The organism is Streptomyces sp. NPDC031064 (genome assembly GCF_055570965.1).
Genome location: NZ_JBVIGF010000002.1, coordinates 103,692 through 121,208, shown reverse-complemented (window position 1 = coordinate 121,208; position 17,517 = coordinate 103,692). Strand labels below are relative to the sequence as shown.

At 71.0% G+C, this 17,517-nt stretch carries 18 protein-coding genes; 1 reads left to right on the top strand and 17 read right to left on the bottom strand.

Annotation, left to right across the window (positions count from 1 at the left end; all coding sequences use genetic code 11):
• Positions 1–13: 13 nt before the first annotated feature.
• The 15 genes from ACZ46W_RS07300 to ACZ46W_RS07230 all read right to left on the bottom strand — a co-directional run bounded on the left by ACZ46W_RS07300 (position 14) and on the right by ACZ46W_RS07230 (position 13,519).
• The gene (locus ACZ46W_RS07300; protein WP_468332801.1) at positions 14–2,134 is read right to left on the bottom strand and encodes a Tox-REase-5 domain-containing protein; all 2,121 of its coding nucleotides are present in this window, start codon (positions 2,132–2,134) and stop codon (positions 14–16) included.
• Between the two features lie 164 nt (positions 2,135–2,298).
• Entirely contained in the window at positions 2,299–2,952 is a 654-nt protein-coding gene (locus ACZ46W_RS07295; protein ID WP_468332798.1) for an OmpA family protein, read from the bottom strand.
• Positions 2,952–3,560 carry a hypothetical protein gene (locus ACZ46W_RS07290; protein ID WP_468332795.1) on the bottom strand — a complete coding sequence of 203 codons (609 nt, stop codon included), beginning with the start codon at positions 3,558–3,560 and terminating at the stop codon, positions 2,952–2,954. Before ACZ46W_RS07290 ends, ACZ46W_RS07295 begins: the two co-directional genes overlap by 1 nt.
• Positions 3,561–3,589: 29 nt before the next feature.
• A complete protein-coding gene (locus ACZ46W_RS07285; protein ID WP_468332792.1) occupies positions 3,590–4,126 on the bottom strand; it encodes a pilus assembly protein TadG-related protein in 537 nt (178 codons plus the stop codon).
• A gap of 17 nt (positions 4,127–4,143) precedes the next feature.
• Complete coding sequence (locus ACZ46W_RS07280) at positions 4,144–4,356, bottom strand: hypothetical protein (protein WP_468332789.1); 213 nt, start codon at positions 4,354–4,356, stop codon at positions 4,144–4,146.
• A 104-nt stretch (positions 4,357–4,460) separates the two neighbouring features.
• Complete coding sequence (locus ACZ46W_RS07275; RefSeq protein WP_468332786.1) at positions 4,461–5,174, bottom strand: response regulator; 714 nt, start codon at positions 5,172–5,174, stop codon at positions 4,461–4,463.
• Positions 5,153–6,421: a sensor histidine kinase gene (locus ACZ46W_RS07270; RefSeq protein WP_468332783.1), complete on the bottom strand. Its 1,269-nt coding sequence runs from the start codon at positions 6,419–6,421 to the stop codon at positions 5,153–5,155. Before ACZ46W_RS07270 ends, ACZ46W_RS07275 begins: the two co-directional genes overlap by 22 nt.
• Positions 6,422–6,425: 4 nt before the next feature.
• Positions 6,426–7,313: a DUF5936 domain-containing protein gene (locus ACZ46W_RS07265; RefSeq protein ID WP_468332781.1), complete on the bottom strand. Its 888-nt coding sequence runs from the start codon at positions 7,311–7,313 to the stop codon at positions 6,426–6,428.
• A gap of 14 nt (positions 7,314–7,327) precedes the next feature.
• Positions 7,328–8,266 carry a type II secretion system F family protein gene (locus ACZ46W_RS07260; RefSeq protein WP_468332778.1) on the bottom strand — a complete coding sequence of 313 codons (939 nt, stop codon included), beginning with the start codon at positions 8,264–8,266 and terminating at the stop codon, positions 7,328–7,330.
• Positions 8,267–8,360: 94 nt separating this feature from the next.
• A complete protein-coding gene (locus ACZ46W_RS07255; protein WP_468332775.1) occupies positions 8,361–9,704 on the bottom strand; it encodes a CpaF family protein in 1,344 nt (447 codons plus the stop codon).
• A gap of 15 nt (positions 9,705–9,719) precedes the next feature.
• Positions 9,720–10,100, bottom strand: a complete 381-nt coding sequence (locus ACZ46W_RS07250) for a TadE family protein (RefSeq protein WP_468332772.1) — start codon at positions 10,098–10,100, stop codon at positions 9,720–9,722.
• Positions 10,097–10,492 carry a TadE/TadG family type IV pilus assembly protein gene (locus ACZ46W_RS07245; protein ID WP_468332769.1) on the bottom strand — a complete coding sequence of 132 codons (396 nt, stop codon included), beginning with the start codon at positions 10,490–10,492 and terminating at the stop codon, positions 10,097–10,099. The genes ACZ46W_RS07250 and ACZ46W_RS07245 overlap by 4 nt, the downstream gene beginning before the upstream one ends.
• 10 nt (positions 10,493–10,502) lie before the next feature.
• Positions 10,503–11,750 carry an AAA family ATPase gene (locus ACZ46W_RS07240; protein WP_468332766.1) on the bottom strand — a complete coding sequence of 416 codons (1,248 nt, stop codon included), beginning with the start codon at positions 11,748–11,750 and terminating at the stop codon, positions 10,503–10,505.
• A 7-nt stretch (positions 11,751–11,757) separates the two neighbouring features.
• Positions 11,758–12,480 (bottom strand): Flp pilus assembly protein CpaB, encoded by a 723-nt coding sequence (gene cpaB / locus ACZ46W_RS07235; protein WP_468332763.1) that lies wholly within the window; start codon positions 12,478–12,480, stop codon positions 11,758–11,760.
• A gap of 196 nt (positions 12,481–12,676) precedes the next feature.
• On the bottom strand, positions 12,677–13,519 hold the full coding sequence (locus ACZ46W_RS07230) for a hypothetical protein (RefSeq protein ID WP_468332761.1): 843 nt from the start codon (positions 13,517–13,519) through the stop codon (positions 12,677–12,679).
• 311 nt (positions 13,520–13,830) lie between these two features.
• Between ACZ46W_RS07230 and ACZ46W_RS07225 the strand changes: the two genes are divergently transcribed.
• Positions 13,831–15,549 (top strand): chitinase, encoded by a 1,719-nt coding sequence (locus tag ACZ46W_RS07225; protein WP_468332758.1) that lies wholly within the window; start codon positions 13,831–13,833, stop codon positions 15,547–15,549.
• 4 nt (positions 15,550–15,553) lie between these two features.
• On the opposite strand, the gene ACZ46W_RS07220 is transcribed toward ACZ46W_RS07225, so the two are convergent.
• The gene (locus ACZ46W_RS07220; RefSeq protein ID WP_468332755.1) at positions 15,554–16,012 is read right to left on the bottom strand and encodes a hypothetical protein; all 459 of its coding nucleotides are present in this window, start codon (positions 16,010–16,012) and stop codon (positions 15,554–15,556) included.
• Positions 16,013–16,047: 35 nt separating this feature from the next.
• Positions 16,048–17,340 (bottom strand): Nramp family divalent metal transporter, encoded by a 1,293-nt coding sequence (locus tag ACZ46W_RS07215; RefSeq protein ID WP_468332752.1) that lies wholly within the window; start codon positions 17,338–17,340, stop codon positions 16,048–16,050.
• Between the last annotated feature and the right edge of the window lie 177 nt (positions 17,341–17,517).

Here is a 17,517-nt window from a genome sequence, read left to right as displayed (position 1 = left end):
TAAGGACGGACTGTCACCCGCCGGGCTTCATCGGGCCGGAGATCGGCCGTTTCTGCGGCGTGTGGACCACCTTGATCGGCAGGTCCTCGTCGAGGAACGCCAGCCGCGCCGCCCGCGCGACCATCGGGTCCGAGAAGTGCCACTCGATGGCCCGGCCCCCGGACGCGGCCACCTGTCCCCGCGCCTCCTCCAGGAACTTCGCCTTGCCGGACTCCGTGAGCTGCGCGATCGGCTTCCCGTCCTGCTTGGCGAGGTAGCTGGTGTAGCCGAGCTTGGCCTCCAGGAACGTCTGCCGGCCGGCGTCCCAGCCGTCGTACTCGACCGGCCGCCTCCCCGCGTCCGGATGCGGTACGACGTACTCCTTGCCGCGCACGGTGCCGCTGACCTGCTCCTGGTAGCGCAGCCACGCCTCGTTGAACCAGGTGGGCTCGGGGTTGCGGTTGCGGCCGCGCCAGGTGCCGTTGCCCTTGTCGGCGTCGCCCAGTTCGGGGTCCTTGAGGTCCTCGGCCCACTCCGGCGGTTCGTAGTTGCGCGGGTCGTTCCTGTCGCCGGGGGTGGGCGGCGGCCACTCCTTGGGCCCGTTGCGCTTCTTCTTGGCGTCCTCCACCGCCTGCTCGGCCGCGTCCGCGTCGCGGTCGGCCTGCCGGGCCGCCTCCGTCTTCGCCGGGTCGTCGCCCTCGCCGCAGGGCGGTTGGGCGAGCAGCCGTACGGGGGCCGCGGCGAGGACTCCGGTGCCGCTGCCGGGGACGCCACGTACGCGCGGTGCGCCGGTACGTCCGCCCCAGCCGAACGTGCAGCCCTTGAGCCCGGCCTTCTCCGCGGCCTCGTCGGCGTGCCGGCGCGCCTCGCGGGCGGCGGCCTCCGCCGCGTCGACGTCCCCCGCGTCGGCGGCCTTGCGCGCCTTGGCCGACGCCTCGGACGCCTTCTGGGCGAGTTCCCCGACCTCGCCGAGCTTCCCGAGCTTGCCCAGTTTGCCGAGCTTGCCGACGAGCTTGGCCTCGCCGTAGCCGGGGATGAACAGGGACCCGACGTTCCACAGCACGGTGCCGATGGCCTGGCCCTGGTCGCCGCGGTTCCACATGTCCCGGACGTCGTCCCCGACGAACACGTCGTCGAGCACGGTCACGCTCATGCCGATGTTCGCCTTGCCCACGTCGAGGAGGGCGCCCAGGTAGTCGCCCTCCGCCCACTTGTCGAGGGCGCCCCCGGCGTCCTTCAGCCACTGCTCGCCGAGGCCCTTGCCGTACTCCTTGAGGCCTTCCAGGGCTTTGAGGGGGTGCAGGATCGTCTCGAACGTGCCGGTGATGTCGCCCCACAGGCCGTCCTTGAAGACGCCCTCGAAGAAGCCGCCGACCTGGCCGGCGCCGCAGGAGAGGAAGGCGCCGATCCCGGACGTGCAGCTTTCCCCGTCCTCGTCCTCGTCCCCGGCCTCGTCCCCGGCCCCGTCCTCGTCCTCGTCCCCGGCCTCCTCTTCGGAGGTGGCGGGGTCGTCCTGCCCGGTCCCGTCCTGTTCCTCTCCGCCGGGCCTCTCCCCCGCCTCGACGTCGGAGCCGTCGCCCCCACCGGCCTCGCACCCCGCCCCCACGACCGCGCACACCGCCGACCGGAGCCCGCCGACGACCTGGCCGCCGACGCCGGAGACGACCAGCGCCCCGATGATCGCGGCGACGAGCAGAACGAGCCCCACGTACTCCGTGGTCGTCTGCCCGCCCTGCGTACGCCACTTGACCATCCGGTCCCACCGGAACGGCCGGCGCACCGCACGCTCCCGGACCGGCAGCAGGAACCACTCGTGCGACGACCCCCGGCACAGCAGCACGATGACGGCGACGGGGATCACCAACTGCGGTACGCCCCGGCCGTCGCCACCCGCCAGCGAGCCGAGGGCGCCGACGACGAACCACGCCTGCACGGCGAGCAGCCCGCGCCGTACCCACACCCCACCCGTCCACACCCGCCGGCTCACCAGGAACCCCGCCGTACCGGGCAACGCCCCGTACGCCACCCAGCCGATCAGCTCCCCGTCCACGCCCCCCAGCGACGCGGCGAGCAAGAGCACCCCGGCCCCACCGAGCAGGGTGACCCCGAACACCACCCGCACCAGGACCAGTACGGCCTCAAGCCCACGCGGCATAGGCCGCCGCGGCGGCACAACTCCCCCAGCACCGGCCCCTGTTGCAGACATGCCACGACGCTAGGGCGTCACCCGCCCCCGGTCTTGGGCCCCAGGGCCCAACCTTCCGGGACCACCTGCTGTAGGCAGGTCGGGGTCCTCCTCCGGGCCCTGGGAGCGGTACGTCAGCCGCGTGGGAAGGAGACCTCCACGCGACGGTTCTTCTTGCGGCCCTCCTCCGTGCTGTTGTCGGCGATCGGGTACTGCTCGCCGTAGCCACGGATCTCGTACGTGATCCCGCCGGACGCGAGCAACGGCGACAGCACCTTGTGCACGGCGTCCGCGCGCTGCTTGGAGAGCACGTCACCGTGGGCGGAGGAGCCGAGATTGTCGGTGAAGCCGAAGATGCGGACCTTGGTGGCGTTCTGCTTCTTGATCTCCTCGGCGATGGCGGCGATACGGGAGTGGGCGTCGGGCGTCAGCTTGGCGCTGTCCTTGCCGAAGAGGACCTCGGCCTGGAGGGCGAACTTCAGGTTCGAGCTCGTCTCCTCGCGCCGCTCCTCGCCGCCCTCCGACTCGACGATCGAGATGAGCGGCAGCACCTTCGCGGGCGCGAGCGTCGCCCCGTCCCGCATCTTGAGCCCGGGAGAGTTCCCGTCCACCTCCGGTGGCGGCACGGTCGACTCGGTGCCCGGCGGCGTACTCGGGATGTCATCGGCGTACGCCCCGGTGGCGCCGCCGGCGAACTGCACGCCGGCGAACAGCACGACAGCCGCGAGCACGGACGCTGCGGGGCGGCGTACGGGGCTTCTGCGGGGGGAGGGGGTGGGGGTGCGCATCACGAGATCTCGATGGTCGCGCTCGGCATGAGCGGGATCTGCAGGTCGACTTGGGTGACGTTCGCGGGAGGCGCGGGGAACTGGGCGAAGACGGCAACCGATTCGCCGGGTTTCACGCTGGTCACGCCCGTCGTTGTGAGCGGGTAGCCCTCCGTGTCACGCAGCACGTAGTAGCGCTTCTTCTCGGTTTTCTCGACAAGGGTCACGCCCCCGAACGAGGGGCCGGTCCGCGTCACATTGACCTCGGTGCCACTCCACTGGGACTTCGCGACCAGTAGCTCGGAGGTGGTGTTCTTGAGCGTGCCGGAAACGGTGAGGAAGCCGCCCTGGTCGCGGACGGCGCTGTGGACGATGAATTGGAAGCCGTCGCTGCCGTTGATGGTGGCCAGGGTCTTGCTGGTGTCCGGCACTGTCGGACCGCTGTCAGCCCCGGGCGTGGGCTGTTCGGCGGGAGCGGAAGACGCGCTGCCCGCCTTCTCCGGCTCCTTCCCTTCCTGGTCCGAGGCTCCTCCACCATCGCCACCACAGGCCGACAGGAGCACAGCCAACGCCGCAGCGGCTACCCCGGCCGCCGCTCTGCGCGCCACCGTCCCGTACCGATTACTCATGAGTGCCATTCCTTTGCGTTCCTTCGCGGTCAGTCCTCGGCGAGCCGGACGTCGAACAGTTCGGACATGTCCGGGAGATCAGTCGGGTCCAGGTCCATGACGTCACCCTCGCAGTCCAGCGAATCGTCGGCGGCGTCAAAGCTGCACCGAGGAACGACGATCGCCGTCGCTGTCGCCTCGGCGGTCAGGTTCTCGGTGCCGGGGAGAATCGTGTTCCCCACCGGCTTCTGTGATCGCACACTCACCGTTGAGCCCCAACGGCCGTCGGACAGCGGATCGCATCCCACGATGTTGGCCTTGTTCTGCCCGGCGTAGTAGTAGCTCGCCTCGCATCCGTTGAGAGCGGGGATGAGGGCGCCGTCCAAGAGGTCGCCGAGATCGTCGATGGTGAGATCGAAGCTGTCCCGTTGCTCACGCGCCGCGGCGAGGGCCGCGGCGTCCGCCGCCGATTGAGCGCCGTTTCGCGTCGCTCCTGCCTGACCTACCGCGAAGAACGCAAGCGCGAGAAAGAGCAGGCTCGCCACTACGAAGATGTAGAGGGGCGAGGCCTGCCCTTTCTCGCGCAAGATGCGCAGACGTGCGATCAGCCGCCGCCGACGATTTTCGTAATCTGCGTGACCAGGCCGTTCGCGATCGCCGCGCCGGCACCCGACCCCACCACCGCCGCGATGATCACCCCCACCAGGATGATGATCCCGACGTACTCGACGGCTCCCTGACCCCTGTCCCCCCGGCGCCTGAGCGCCGCAGCGGTGGTCTTCGCCCACGTACCCACGTACAGCGTGATGTTCGACATGGTGGTCTCCTCCGGGGTCGATGGGAGGAAGGTACGGCGGGTGGAGGTGTGCGGGCATGGGCCTGGGGGCCCAAGTGGGGGCCCAATCGGGGAGGTGGGGGTGGTCAGCCACGGGTCGGTCCCCCTCCGTGCCAGATGGCGATGGCCTGGCCTCGGCTTTCGGCGTTGAGCTTGGCGAAGATGCGGTTGATGTGGTTCTTGACCGTCTTCTGGCTGATGAAGCACGCGGCGGCGATCTGCTGGTTGGTCATGCCCGACGCGATCAGGTCCATCACCTCCGCCTCCCGTTGACTCAGTAATGAATGTGCCACATTCGCTTGCTGCTGCGAAGTGGTTTGCCGAAAGTGCCGCCATTCGCCGGTCGTTGGCGGACCTGCTGGCGTTGCAGGAGCATACTGCGCCCGTACCGCCGCCAGCAGGGCGTTCGACGCCGTGTGGGTGAAGTGCGCCCGGCCCAGTTGGGCGTCGCGTACCGCTTCGACCAGTTGGGCGGCGGTGAACTCGCCGTGGACCAGGTAGCCGCACGCGCCGAGGCGGAGGGCTTCGTGGACGACGTCGGACTCGCGGCTGTAGGTGGTCATCAGGACCGGGGCCAGCCGGACCAGGTGGGGCAGGGCCGCGATGCCGTCGACGCCCGGCATGCGGACGTCGAGGAGGATGACGTCGGGGTGGTGGCGTACCGCGGCCTCGTACGCCTCGCGGCCGTCCGTCGCCTCGGCGGCGACCTCGATGTCCTCCCGGCCGGACAGCAGGGCGGTCAGGCCCGCCCGGACGACCGGGTTGTCGTCGGCGACGATCACTCGCAGGTGCTCATGCATGGTGGTGCACCCTCCGTTTCCAGCGCCCGGACCGGCAGCTCCAGCCGGACCTCCGTGCCCTTGGTGGCCCGCCCCCGGCCGATGCGGATGCGGGCGCCTATCGACGCGGCGCGCTCCACCATGCCGACGAGGCCGAAGTGGCCCGCCCGTCTCAGGTCGTCGAGCGTCGTACCGGTGGGCAGGCCGCGGCCGTCGTCGTACACGCTGAGCGTCAGGACGTCGTCCGCCACGCCCGACGACACGGTGATGTACGTCGGCCGGCCGTGCCGGTGGGCGTTCTCCATGGCCTCCGAGGCGACGGCCAGGAGCTGGCGGGCCACCGCGTGCGGGACCGGGGGCGGGGCGGCGCCCAGCGGGCGGTACGTGGCGCGGACGCCGTGGCGGCGGGCGAAGTCGGCCGTACGGGCGGCGAGTTCCGCCGTGACGTCCACGCCGCCGTCCAGGCCCGATTCGCGGCGGAGGTCGGCGAGCAGCTCACGTGACTCGGCGGCGGCGCGGCGGGCGGAGCGGGCCACCAGCTCCGCCTGGCGGCGCACCGACGAGGGGTCCGCGCGGTCGGCGGTGCACGCCAGGCCGTCGGCGGCCAGGGCCAGACCGTGCAGGGTCTTGGCGACCGAGTCGTGCATCTCGCGGGCGAGCCGCGCCCGTTCGGCCTCCACCGCGCCGTTCACGGCGAGCCGGGCCCGCGCCTCGGTGAGGGCCTGGCCGGCGGCGCCGAAGTCGAGGATGAGGCCCCGGAGGGTGGAGCCGACCGCGCCGGCGATCACGCACAGGCCGGGGAAGAGGAGGGAGGAGGGGTCGACCGAGACCTCCGTGCTGACGCCGTAGGACAGCAGGAGCAGCAGCGACTGGAGGACCGCGAAGAACGCCGCCCCGCGCCAGCCGTACAGCAGGCCGGCGAGCAGCGGCGTGCAGATGGTGACGTACGCGAGCGTCGACTCGGGCGACGCGGTGGCCAGCAGCAGCGCGCCGAACAGCATGTCGGCCGCGAGCACGGCCGGGTGGCGCAGCAGGACGCGGCCGAAGCGCTCCCAGTCGCGCAGGACGACGTACGACACCATGAAGGTGATGAGTACGGCGGTGCCGACGAGCCAGGTGCCGAGGCCCGGCGCGGCGCCGTCCAGGGCGAACGGGGACGCCAGCACGATCATCGCCAGCCGGAAGCCGAACACCTGACGGCACAGCGCCTGGAGGGCGTTGATCTGGAGGGGGAGGGAGGGGTCGCGCGTCGCCGGCTTCGGGGTCATGGGGTCACCCGCCGATGATGTCCGCGAAGTCGACGCCGGAGCCGTAGTAGAAGCTCAGGGCGATCAGGATCATGGTCGCGGGCAGCATCACCATCGTCACGACGAGCGTGGTCTTCGGTACGGCCTTGGCGGCGCTGCGGCGCGCGTTCTGCGCGTCCGTGCGCCGCATGTCGTTGGCGATCTGGATCAGTGTGTCGACGATCGGCGCGCCCAGCTCCTCGCCCTGCTGGAGGGCGGTGACGAACATGGAGACCTGCTCCGAGGCGTTGCGCTTGCGCAGTTGGTCGAAGGCGTCGCGGCGGCTGACGCCCATGTCCATCTGGCGCAGCGTGATGCGCAGTTCGTCGGCCCAGGGCCCTGAGTACTTCTCGGCGACCCGTTCCAGGGCCTGGCGGAAGCCGAGGCCGGCGGAGACGACGACGGCGAGGACGTCGAGGAAGTCGGGCAGGGTGCGCTCGATGTCGTCCTTGCGCCGCCGGATGGCGAGCCGGAGCAGGACGTCGGTCCAGGTCAGCCCGTACGCCAGGATGACGACGGCGACGACCGCCTGGCCGCGCGCCAGCATGGCGAGGGCGGCGAGGACCCCGAGGAAGCCGTACACGGCGCGCCGGGCGGCGTACCGGTCGACGGTCATGCCGCCGGGGTTGCCCGCCATGTCGAGGCGGCGGCGCAGCGCGTCGACCCGCTTGGGGCCCATCATCCGCAGCACCGCGGGGGCGTAGCGCATGCCGAGCCGGTCGATGCCGGAGCCGACGGGCGTGGTGCGGGTGGCGCCGACCTCCAGGGCGAGCACCAGGTCGCCGGGCAGCTTGGCGTCGGCCCGGTACATGCGGATGCCGTGGAAGACGCCGTACACGGACAGGCCGATGACGGCCGCGTACAACAGGCCCATGACGTGTCACCTCCTCAGACTCGGATGCGGGAGAGGCGGCGGATGAGGACGAACCCGGCGGCGTACAGGCCGAAGGCGAGGACGGAGCCGATCTGGCCGGCGGCCGAGCCGGTCATCTTGTCCAGGGCGCCGGGCGCCATGCCGTTGATCATCAGCAGGAAGCACAGGCCGAGCAGGGGCAGGGCGAAGGCCGTCACCTTGACCTGGGAGAGGAGGGTGATGACCTCGCGCCGGGTCTCCTTGCGCTCTTCCAGGGTGCTGGTGAGGTTGCGCAGCGAGGTGACGACCTGACCGCCGGCGCGGTTGGACAGCACCAGGGTGGAGACGAGGACGACGAGTTCACGGGAGGGCAGGCGGTCGGCGAGGTCGCCGAGGGCGTCGTCGAGGCTGTGGCCGACGGCGAGCTGGTCGGCGACCTTGCGCAGTTCCTCGCCCGCCGGGTCGTCGAGCTCCTCGGCGGCCATGGCGATGGCGGTACGGAGGGCGAGGCCGGCCTGGGTGGCGTTGGCGAGGACGCGGGTGAGCTCGGGGAGCTGGTTGATGAACGCCTCGGTGCGCTTCTGGCGCTGCCAGTTGAGGAACGAGTTGGCGCCCCACAGTCCGGCCAGGGCGGCGAGGGCGCCGAAGAACGGGGCGAAGACCGCGCCGACGGTGAAGTGGACCCCGAGCAGCGCGGCCACCGCGTACACGGCGTACTCGCCGGTCGTGACGTCCAGGCCGGTCGCCGCGATCTTGCGCTCGATGCGGCGGCCGAGGCGCGTTGCCCGGAGGCGCCGGTCGATGGCGACGAAGCGTCGGCGCCGCCCGTCGGGCGGGACGTGTCCCGTCTGGGTCATCCGGGCCACGAGTGCCTGGCGCTGCGCCTTGCCGGACGCGTAGGCGTGCACGCCGGCGACGCCCAGCACACAGGCGAGGAGGGTGACGCCGAGCGTCAGGAGCGGGAGGTTGTCCATGGGGGTCCGTCGGTCCAGTCGGGGGCGGTGGGGGCGGGTCCTTCGGGTGGGTCGGGGTGGGTCGGGAGCGGGGTCGGTCGGGCCGTCGGGGTCGTCAGCCTGTCGTGGCGCGGCGGAGGGCGAGCTGTTCGTCGGAGTGGGCGATGCCGAAGGCGGGTGGTACGGGTTCGCTCTTGAGGTAGAGGCGTTCGGCGACGCGGCGCGGGAGCGGGTGGTACTCGAAGTGGCCGTGGATCCTTCCGTCGGCGGCCATCGGCTGCGCGGCGAAGCGGCAGACGGTCACGATGCGGTACTCCTCGCGGCCGTGGGAGTCGACGATCGCGATCTCGGTGATCTTGCGGGCGCCGTCGGCGTGCCGGGTGAGCTGGACGATGACGTCGACCGCGCTGTTGATCTGGTCCTTGATGGCGACGAACGGGACCTCGACCTCCGACATGGAGCCGAGGGTCTGGAGGCGCATCAGGGCGTCCTCGGCGCTGTTGGCGTGGACGGTGGCGAGGGAGCCGTCGTGGCCGGTGGACATCGCCTGGAGCATGTCGAGGGTCTCGCCGCCACGGACCTCACCGACGATGATCCGGTCGGGGCGCATGCGCAGCGAGTTGCGTACGAGGTCGCGGATGGTGACCCGGCCCTTGCCCTCGACGTTGGGCGGTCGCGCCTCCAGGGTGATGACGTGGGACTGCTGGAGCTGGAGCTCGGCGGAGTCCTCGATGGTGACGATGCGCTCCCCCTCGGGGATGAGGCCGGACAGCGCGTTGAGCAGGGTGGTCTTTCCGGTGCCGGTGGCGCCGGAGACGATCACGTTGAACTTGGCGCGGACGAGGCCGGCGAGCAGCATCACCATGTGCTCGTCGAGCGAGCCGAGGGCGACCATCTCCTGGAGCGTGAAGGCGCGCGGGAAGCGGCGGATGGTGAGGATGGGGCCGGAGAGCGACAGCGGCGGGATGATGACGTTGACGCGTTCGCCCGACGGGAGGCGGGCGTCGACCATGGGGTTCGACTCGTCGACACGGCGGTTGACGGTGGACACGATCCGCTCGATGGTCTGCATGAGCTGCTCGGTGGACGAGAACCGCATCGGGAGCTGTTCGAGGCGGCCGCGCCGCTCGACGAACACCTGCTCGGGCCCGTTGACCATGATCTCGCTGATGGAGGCGTCTTCGAGGAGCGGTTCGAGGATGCCCAGGCCGAGGGCCTCGTCGACGACCCGGCGGATGAGCTGGGAGCGCTCGGTGGAGGAGAGCACCGGGCCCTCGCGGCTGATGATGTGGCCGAGCACCCGCTCCAGGCGGGCGCGGCGTTCGGCCGTCGCCAGCGCGGACATCTCCGCGAGGTCGATCTCCTCCAGGAGTTTGACGCGGTAGACGCCGACGAGGTGGTTGTCCTCGCCCTTGCCGTTGACCGGCTCGGGACTGCTGATGCGCGCCCGCAGGCTCATGTCGTCTCGACTCCCTCAGTCGGTGGCGGGCCTGGTGACGGGCATGGTGGTGGACCGCTGCGCGTTCGGGAAGCTGAAGAGCGGCAGGACGGAGGGGATGGGGACGGTCGCGGTGGCCGTGACCTCGTCGCCTCCCGGAGAGACGGTGACGCCCGTGTCGAGCCAGGCGCTCGTGGCGGCCTCTCCCGCGGCCCCCGCGTTCGCGGTCGGGTCCTGGGACGCCACCCGTGCCGCCGCCCTCGACGCCGTACCCGCCTGCTGCACCGCGTACGCCACGAACCCGAGCTGTACGGCCGCCAGGGCGGCGATCAGGAGCACGGTGACCCAGCCGACGAACTCGACCGCCGACTGGCCGGCCTCCCGGTGGCGGGGCCTCCGCCAGGCGTACCCCGTCATCGGTCGTCCTCCCTCGCCACGGAAGCCGTGCCCTCCACGGGTACGGGGACGTCGAAGCCGGGGAACAGCACGGGGATGTTCACCTTCACCGACGCCGTGTAGAGGTCGCCGCCCCCGCCGCACGCGGGCGTGACCGTCCAGGCGCCCGACACGCTCCCCTGCGCGGCCGCCGCGCAGGCACCGTCCCCGCCGACCGTGCCCGCCCTGGCCGCCTCGTCGGCCGCGTTGCCCGCCAGCGCGAAGGCGTAGCCGACGAGCGCGGCCTGCCAGAGCAGGACGATCACGCCGAGGACCACCGGGACCATCCCGGTGAACTCGACCGCGACCTGCCCCCGGTCCCCCCGGGCACCCCGGGCATTTCCGTAACGGCTCGTGACGTAACGGCGTCTCATGGCGTATCCCCTATTTGCCGCGGCCGCGACGGAGGCCCACCGACCCCCGGTCGCCACGGAACTTCCCCTGCCTGCTTTCCCCTTCCTGCGCCTTCACGATCCCCAGCTCGCCCGCCAGTGCCCACAGCGCCTGCTTGACGGAGGACTTGGCCTCCAGGTCCTGCATGCGGCCGGCGTCGACGACCGGCTGGAGTTCCTTGAAGTTCGCGGGTACGGAGGTGCGGGCGACGCGCGTGCCGGTGATCTTCTCGACGAGCGGCGGCTGGATCTCCGTGTTGCGGATGTGCCGGTTGACCACCGTCACGGTCTCCTCCGCCTTGCGGATCTGGAGCCGGTCCCAGAGCCTGACCATGCGCTTGGCGGCGCGGACGGCCACGACGTCGGGCGTGACGACCAGGAGCGTGGTGTCGGCCATCTCGATGGCGGCGGCGTTGGCGGTGTCCATGTGCGTGCCGCAGTCGATGACGACGACCTCGTAGCGGTTGCGCAGCGCGCTGACGATCTGGCGGACGGACCGGTCGGTGACGTCCTCGCCCCGCTCGCCCTCCCCGGGCGCCAGCAGCAGGGCGATGCCGGACTGGTGGGCGTACAGGGCGTCCTGGAGCACCCGGGGCGATATGTCCTGGATGGCGGCGAGGTCCACGATGGACCGCCGGAACTGCACGTCCAGGTACGAGGCCACGTCCCCGGCCTGGAGGTCCAGGTCCGCGAGGGCGACGGACAGGCCGGACGCCCGGGCGGCGAGGGCGAGCTGGACCGCGGTGAGCGTGGTGCCGACGCCGCCCTTGGCGCCGCTCACGGTGACGACCCGGCCGCCCGGCCCGGTGAAGACGTCGCCGCCCTGTCCGAGGTGGCGCCGGACGCCCACGGACCAGGCGGCCGCGGACTGGACGCGCTGGGCGAGCTCCTCGTACGACAGGGGCATGCCGACCAGTCCCCGGGCGCCGGAGTCCATGGCGGCCGAGTAGAGGCCGGGGCCCGCGTCGGCGGTGACGAGGACGACGCCGACCGCCGGGAAGCGGAGGGCGACCTCCCGGATGAGTTCGAGCGCGGGGACGGGCCCGATCCGCTCGTGGACCAGCACGACCTCGGGCAGTTCGTCCAGGGACTCGGCGGCGAGCCGGGCGAGGGTGTCGATCAGCGAGGTCGAGTCGCCGACCGGCGCGGCCGGTTCGGTGTCGGGGAGCTGGCTGAGGAGGGTGGTGATGGATCGGGCGGCGTCGGGGTCACCGACGGCCGGGAGGATGCGTGTGGTCATCCGGCCCTCACTTGTTCTTGTCTTCGTCGAGCGTGTAACTGCCCTCGCCGGGCCGGAGGACGGTGGGGCTGTTCCTGGGCAGCAGCGCGAGCCGCACGTGCTCGGCGAACGACTCGGCGTACGCCACGCGCTGGGCGTCGGTGGTGGAGAGCGCGAAGGTGATCGGCACGGCCTCCCGGATGCCGACGCCCCGGTTGTCGTCCCGCTTGCCGTCGAGCGGGGTGAGCTTGCCGACGTCGAGGACGCGGGCGTTGGCGACGATGATGCGGGACTCGGCGACGGCGCCCTTCTCGCGGTTGTCGTCGTCGAAGGTGGCGAAGATGTTCACCAGCGAGCCGGCCGTGATCTTTCCGGCGACGCCGGTGGCGGCGTCGATCATGATGGCGATCTCCTGCTGGCCGCTTTCGAGCGCGGGCCGATTGGCGATCATGTCCTCCTGGAGCAGTGAGCCCCTTTTGAGGTCCGTCACGGCGATCTTGTCCTTGACGACGGAGAGATCGGTGACGGCATTTCCGGAAAGCCAGCGCTCGGGCATCTTTATCTTCCGGAACTGGCCGGGCTGAAGTGCGGTGTAGGCCGCCACGTCGGCTTTCAGTTCGTACGCGTCGACTTCCGGGCCGACCTTGGAATTCACGTCGCTGATCACCGTGACCACACCGGCGAACGCGCCGAAGGCGCACAGGACCGAAAGGAGCAGGAGAATGACACCGCGGCGCTGACGTGAATTCATGGGCGGGGCGACCTCGCGAGTGGACGTAGGCGTGGACGTGTACGTAGGCGTGGACGTGTGCGTACGCGTGGACGTGGACATGTACGCGGGTGTGGACGTGCACCCGGGCGCGCCTGCGGCGGACACAGGCACGGACGTGCGCACGGGCGTGGACGTGGGCGTTCGTCGGGGTCGGCGTCGTGCCGGCGGCCGGGCGTCACGACACGCCCTGCACCGGCTCGGGCGGCACGAGCGGGGCCGAGCAGAATCCGCAGCGGTCTCCTATGAGGTCGATCCCGCACCAGGAACAGACCTCCCGCCGCACGGACGCGACGAGCTGGTAGAGGACGGAGATGTCGGGCAGGAAGGCCGCGAATTCGACCAGCTTCGCCGTTCCCCACCATTTCGGGGATTCAGCCGGGAGCGCGCTTTCCACCACTCCCCGCACCCGCCAGGCGGGCGCCAGCGTTTCGGTGACCCAGTCGGACGCCGACTGCCCACGGGCCAGCATCATCTGCGTACCGAACTCGGGTCCGGCGAGCTGCTCCCCGGTGCCGATCCTGATGAGCTGCGGTGCCGGGTTGGCGAGGACGCCGAACTGGGAGCCGGGCACCCATGACTTGGCGTGGGACTTCAGGCTCACCGGTACGCGGTCCAGCCGGGTGACGGTGTTGAGCAGGGCGCCCGCGTAGATGTAGTGGGACAGCAGCCGGGCGGCCGAGGCGACGACGCCGGCGCTGAAGTCGCAGATGGACAACTGGCGGAGCTGGCGTACGAGTACGGCGACGCCGAGCGGCGGGAGGTCCAGTTTCAGCAGGGCGATGCGGTCGCTCTCCAGGACGGAGCGGACGGTGTGCAGGCGGCGTTCGTGACGGGCGGGGAGGGAGGCGGGGTAGAGGGCGACGACGTAGCCGTGCTGCTCGACCATGACCTGCATGTCCGCGACGGCGGCGTCCAGCGGCTGCGTGTCGGGGGACGGCAGAAGGGCCGCCGGAGGGGTCTGGTGATCGGTCGGTGGTAGCACCAGATCGGCACTGGTGACGGCAATTGCGGTCGGCACGCTGTTCCCCGTTCAGCTCCGGCCGCCGGCATTCCGGCGAACCGCAGACACTGCTCTGCCTGCTCCTCCACGCTCATCCCTGCCCACCCGCACTTTAGCCACGTCTCAGGGGCCAGAGAACAGCTTTCAGATCGCTCGATCGCTCTGCGTGGAGAGCCTGTGGGTGACCAATCAGGACGAAGGCGTCAGCAGTTAACTCCTGTTTCTTTCCACAGGTCTTGACAACTCGATTGGTCTGGACCAGCTTTACGGGAACGGCGGTGGCCACCGTTCCCCAAGCACCTCCCCCACTCCCCCACCGGAGGCAGCACGTGGACCCCTCACACCGCACACGCGCACCAAGACGGCCAAGGCGATGGCTCGGAGGGGGCCTGGCGCTGGCCGTGGGCGCCGGGCTCGCCCTGGCCGGCGGCACGGCCGGCACCGCCTACGCCGCCGACGTCAACGTCGCCAAGAACGCCGGCTTCGAAGCCGGGCTCGCCAACTGGACCTGCTCGGCGGGCAGCGGCGCCACCGTCCCCTCACCCGTGCACGGCGGAGCCGCCGCGCTCAGGGCCACGCCGAGCGGACAGGACAACGCCCGGTGCGCGCAGACCGTGGCGGTCAGGCCCAACTCCACGTACACGCTGAGCGCCTGGGTGCAGGGTGGGTACGCGTACCTCGGCGCGAGCGGCACCGGGACCACCGACGTGTCGACGTGGACGCCGGACTCGTCCGGCTGGAAGCAGCTCACCACCCGGTTCACCACGGGCGCGAGCACCACCTCCGTGACCGTCTACACGCACGGCTGGTACGGGCAGGCCGCCTACCACGCGGACGACGTCTCCGTCTTCGGGCCCGACGGCGGCGGGGGCGGCGACCCCGACCCGGTGGTGCCCGCCACGCCCGCCGGGCTCACGACCGGTGCGGTGACCCCGTCGTCCGTCGCCCTGAGCTGGAACCCCGTCACGGGCGCGACCGGCTACAACGTCTACCGGGACGGCGCCAAGGTCCAGTCGGTGACCGGGACGTCGGCGACCGTGACCGGGCTGGCGGCGGACACCTCGTACGGCTTCCAGGTCACCGCCACGAACGCGGCCGGGGAATCGGCGAGGTCGGCGACGGTGACCGGGAAGACGTCCACCGGCGGGACGAACCCGAACCCCGCCGTGCCCCGGCACGCGGTGACCGGCTACTGGCAGAACTTCAACAACGGCGCGACCGTGCAGAAGCTGCGGGACGTGCAGGCGCAGTACGACATCATCGCGGTCTCCTTCGCCGACTCCACCGCCACGCCCGGCCAGATCGTCTTCAACCTCGACCCGGCCGTCGGCTACGCCTCGGTCGCCGACTTCAAGGCCGACATCGCCGCGAAGAAGGCCGCCGGGAAGTCGGTGATCATTTCGGTGGGCGGCGAGAAGGGCAACGTCACCATCAACAGCGACGCGTCGGCGACGGCGTTCGCGAACAGCGCGTACGCCCTGATGCAGGAGTACGGCTTCAGCGGGGTCGACATCGACCTCGAGCACGGCATCAGCTCCACGTATCTGACAAAAGCGCTCCGACAGTTGTCGGCCAAGGCCGGGCCCGGCATGGTGCTGACGATGGCGCCGCAGACCATCGACATGCAGAACACCGGGACGGAGTACTTCAAGACGGCGCTGGCCGTGAAGGACATCCTGACCGTCGTCAACATGCAGTACTACAACAGCGGCTCCATGCTGGGCTGCGACGGCAAGGTGTACTCCCAGGGGTCGGTGGACTTCCTGACCGCCCTGGCCTGCATCCAGTTGGAGGGCGGCCTCGACCCCTCGCAGGTCGGGCTCGGCGTGCCCGCCTCACCGCGCGGCGCGGGCAGCGGCTACGTCGACCCGTCGATCGTGAAGAACGCGCTGGACTGCCTGACGCGCGGCACCGGCTGCGGCTCGTTCAAGCCGTCGAAGACGTACCCGGCGCTGCGCGGGGCGATGACCTGGTCCACGAACTGGGACGCCACGGCCGGCAACGCCTGGTCCAACGCGGTGGGGCCGCACGTGCACAACCTGCCGTAGCGGCTTACGCGTGCGGCGGCCGGTTCGCCAGGTAGTAGTGCAGTACGGGGCCCAGTTCCGCCAGCCACTGGTGGAGCTGGGCCTTGCGCTTGGCGTCGACCCGGCACTCGTACAGCATGCCGCTGGGGTGGGCGACGGCCACCATGAGGACGGCGCCGCCGTGCGGGGAATGCGCGTGGTGCACGGTGGCGACGGCCGGCCACGGGAAGTCCATGGTGTGGCCGTTGATCTCCAGGGACACCCCGGAGGCGTCCACGATCACGGAGTTGCGCCGGTCGTGGGCCACGAACTCGGGCCCGTCGGCGGGCGGCGGCGGCCCGTAGGGAGCCTGGTACGGGGCGGGAGCGCCGTACGGCGCCTGGGGCGGGGCACCGTAGGGGGCGGGACCGCCGTACGGCGCCGGCGGCGCGCCGTACGGCGGCTGTATCGGTGTCGGCGGGCCGAACCCGGGTGGCGTCGTCATGTCCTCCAGTATGGCCGCCGGTCGGGAGCCGCCCCTTACCAGGGCAGCTCGCGCACCTGCTGGACGCACAGCACCACGAACAGCAGCCCCGCCGCGCCCAGCACCCCGTTGCTCAGCCAGCCGTTGCGCCATTCGCGGGGCGTGCGGTCGGAGTTGAGGAGCCACACCAGGGTGAGCGCCAGGAACGGCATGAAGAAGGCGCCGATCACGCCGTAGACGATGACCAGGCCGAACGGCTGGTCCAGGAAGAGCAGGGCCATCGGCGGGAACGTCAGCCACAGCAGGTACGCGCGGAAGGGCAGCGACTTCTCGCGCACGCCGGCCGCGACCTCTTCGCCGGTGGTCGCGCCCCGCTTGCGGAAGTGGGTCACGAAGTCGGCGAACATCAGGCTCACGCCGTGCCACACACCGATGAGGGACGTGATGGAGGTGGCGAAGAAGCCGATGAGGAACAGCTTGGAAGTGACGGTGCCGTACTGGTCGGCCAGCACGCCGCCGAGGTCGAGGAGTCCCTTGTCGCCCTTGGCGAGCGCGACGCCGGAGGAGTGCAGCAGTTCGGCGCCGACGAAGAGCATGGCGACGACGAAGACGCCGGTGGTGATGTAGGCGACGCGGTTGTCGAGGCGCATCACCTTCATCCATGACGTGTCGGTCCACCCCTTGGCGTTGACCCAGTAGCCGTACGCGGCCAGCGTGATGGTGCCGCCGACGCCGCCGATCAGGCCCAGGGTGTAGACCAGGGAGCCGTCCGGCAGCACGGGCGCGAGGCCGGCGAGGGCGTCCCCGAGGTGCGGGGTGACGCGGATGGCGAGGTAGACGGTGACGACGAACATGACGCCGACGAGGAGGGTCATGACCTTCTCGAACACGGCGTACCGGTTGAACCAGACGAACGCCAGTCCGCCCACGCCGCACAGGACGGCCCACCACTTCAGGTCCATGACTCCCGGGAAGAGCGCCTGGAGGGGCAGCGCGCTGGACGACATGGCGGCGGCGCCGTACACGAAGCCCCAGACGGCGACGTACACCGCGAAGTAGCCGGTGGTCCACGGGCCGAGGCTGCGCCAGCCGTCGAAGAGGGTGCGGCCGGTGGCCAGGTGCCAGCGCCCGGCGGCCTCGGCCAGCGAGATCTTGATGAGGCAGCCGACGACGGCGGCCCACAGGAGGGTGTAGCCGAACTTGCTGCCCGCGATGAGCGTGGCGACGAGATCGCCGGCGCCGACGCCGGTCGCGGCGACGACGATGCCCGGCCCGATGTAGCGCCAGCTCGCCTTGCGGAGCCGGGGGCCGGCGCCCTCGATCTCGCCCTGTTGCGCGGTGTCTGCCATGCGTTGGCCGCCTTTCACTCGTCCCCTGGTCACGCGACGTCACGTCACCAAAGCGCGGGGCGAGCTGATCGCGCAAGGGGTTCCGCGCCGGGACCACGACCGAAGGCGTACTTGACGCGGTCATGCCACCGCCGGACGATGCCTCGCACGGGGAGACCCACCCCGTACCCCCCACCG

Bases quoted from the DNA above. Each gene is read 5' to 3' on its own strand.
- ACZ46W_RS07275 (WP_468332786.1), bottom strand. From the start codon at position 5,174: ATGCATGAGCACCTGCGAGTGATCGTCGCCGACGACAACCCGGTCGTC.
- ACZ46W_RS07215 (WP_468332752.1), bottom strand. From the start codon at position 17,340: ATGGCAGACACCGCGCAACAGGGCGAGATCGAGGGCGCCGGCCCCCGG.
- ACZ46W_RS07300 (WP_468332801.1), bottom strand. From the start codon at position 2,134: ATGCCGCGTGGGCTTGAGGCCGTACTGGTCCTGGTGCGGGTGGTGTTC.
- ACZ46W_RS07260 (WP_468332778.1), bottom strand. From the start codon at position 8,266: ATGGACAACCTCCCGCTCCTGACGCTCGGCGTCACCCTCCTCGCCTGT.
- ACZ46W_RS07250 (WP_468332772.1), bottom strand. From the start codon at position 10,100: ATGACGGGGTACGCCTGGCGGAGGCCCCGCCACCGGGAGGCCGGCCAG.
- ACZ46W_RS07240 (WP_468332766.1), bottom strand. From the start codon at position 11,750: ATGACCACACGCATCCTCCCGGCCGTCGGTGACCCCGACGCCGCCCGA.
- ACZ46W_RS07220 (WP_468332755.1), bottom strand. From the start codon at position 16,012: ATGACGACGCCACCCGGGTTCGGCCCGCCGACACCGATACAGCCGCCG.
- ACZ46W_RS07255 (WP_468332775.1), bottom strand. From the start codon at position 9,704: ATGAGCCTGCGGGCGCGCATCAGCAGTCCCGAGCCGGTCAACGGCAAG.
- ACZ46W_RS07265 (WP_468332781.1), bottom strand. From the start codon at position 7,313: ATGGGCCTGTTGTACGCGGCCGTCATCGGCCTGTCCGTGTACGGCGTC.
- ACZ46W_RS07245 (WP_468332769.1), bottom strand. From the start codon at position 10,492: ATGAGACGCCGTTACGTCACGAGCCGTTACGGAAATGCCCGGGGTGCC.
- ACZ46W_RS07290 (WP_468332795.1), bottom strand. From the start codon at position 3,560: ATGAGTAATCGGTACGGGACGGTGGCGCGCAGAGCGGCGGCCGGGGTA.
- cpaB (WP_468332763.1), bottom strand. From the start codon at position 12,480: ATGAATTCACGTCAGCGCCGCGGTGTCATTCTCCTGCTCCTTTCGGTC.
- ACZ46W_RS07295 (WP_468332798.1), bottom strand. From the start codon at position 2,952: ATGCGCACCCCCACCCCCTCCCCCCGCAGAAGCCCCGTACGCCGCCCC.
- ACZ46W_RS07280 (WP_468332789.1), bottom strand. From the start codon at position 4,356: ATGTCGAACATCACGCTGTACGTGGGTACGTGGGCGAAGACCACCGCT.
- ACZ46W_RS07270 (WP_468332783.1), bottom strand. From the start codon at position 6,421: ATGACCCCGAAGCCGGCGACGCGCGACCCCTCCCTCCCCCTCCAGATC.